At 60.3% G+C, this 1,356-nt stretch carries 1 protein-coding gene; it reads left to right on the plus strand.

What is annotated here, in order from left to right; genetic code table 11:
* Window positions 1-106: 106 nt before the first annotated feature.
* Window positions 107-1,348: an AAA family ATPase gene (locus AC1DY5_RS55850; protein WP_478122741.1), complete on the plus strand. Its 1,242-nt coding sequence runs from the start codon at window positions 107-109 to the stop codon at window positions 1,346-1,348.
* Window positions 1,349-1,356: the final 8 nt, after the last annotated feature.

Consider the following 1,356-nt stretch of genomic DNA (forward strand, 5'->3'; position numbering starts at 1 on the left):
GCTTTGCAGGGTTTAGCTTTCCAAAACGCGCGCGCGTTGACACAATGCGCGGGTTATTTTGATTTTGCGTTAAGACGCGCCAGAACGTATTCCAAGGAGAGTTGCGTTGACGAAGCTGAAACTACACAAGCGGCTGCAGTCGGTGTCCATAGAGGACATCACTGCACAGGCCGAGCGCGCCACCGCGATGATGGGGCAGATCCGGTCGGCCATGTTGGCCCCGACTGCTCGCAAGAGCGCCCCAGTGTTTAACCTGAGCCAGCTGGCTGCCTTGTGCGGCACCGAGAAGGGTTCGATCAGCCATCGTATGTCTAGGGGCGGACTGCCGCAAGGCAACCTGAACTCGGCGGGCAGTCGTCGCGAGTTCACCCTCGCGGAGAGCCGCGAGTGGATCATGGAGTATCGCAAGGAGCAGCGCCGTCAGCCTGGTGCCGAGGCAGTCACGATCAGTGTCGGCAACTTCAAGGGAGGCGTGACGAAGACGACAACCGCGGTGACGCTGGCTCAGGGCCTGTCGCTGCGCGGTCACCGCGTCTTAATGATCGACGTGGACCCTCAGGGCTCCGCTACGACCCTTTTTGGCATCCTACCCGACACCGAAGTCGAGGAGGAGCAGACCGTGCTGTCTCTCGCCATGGGTACCGAGTCGAGCATCCGGTACGCAATCAGGCCGACCTACTGGGACGGGATCGACATCGTGGCTGCGGCACCACTGCTGTTTGGAGCGGAGTTCGCCCTCCCCGCCCGTCAGGCGCAAGATCCCGAGTTCCAGTTCTGGAGCGTGCTCGACTTGGCCATCGACGATGTTCGATCAGAGTACGACGTGATCATCATCGACACGCCCCCTGCTCTCTCGTACATGACCATCGCTGCGTTCATGGCTTCTGACGGCATCATCATGCCGCTGCCGCCGAACCCACTGGACTTTGCTTCGGCCGCCCAGTTCTGGACGCTCTTCTCCGATCTCGCATCCGGGTTCAAAGCGCAGCGTGGGTACGACAAGAAGTTCTCCTTCATGCACATCCTGTTAGCGCGAGTCGACTCTTCAGATTCGGCCAGCAATGTTGTGCGGCAGTGGATCGGACAGACATATGCCGAGAAAGTCTTGCCGGTTGAAATCCCGAAGACAGCCGTCGCGTCGTCGTCGAGCGCCGAGTTCGGGACCGTTTATGACGTCGCACGGTATGACGGCAATGCACGAACGTTCAAACGAGCGCGCGATGCGTACRACACCTTCGTGGAGTATGTGGAAGGGTCGATTCGCGAGGTCTGGGACAGCCAGGTCGAAGAGGGCGCGAACGCCGCCCCGGTAAAGCCCGCTGCAACCGTATCTGAAGGAGTCGCGTGATGGCAAAG

The sequence above is a fragment of the Variovorax sp. P4_D9 genome (genome assembly GCF_056401695.1).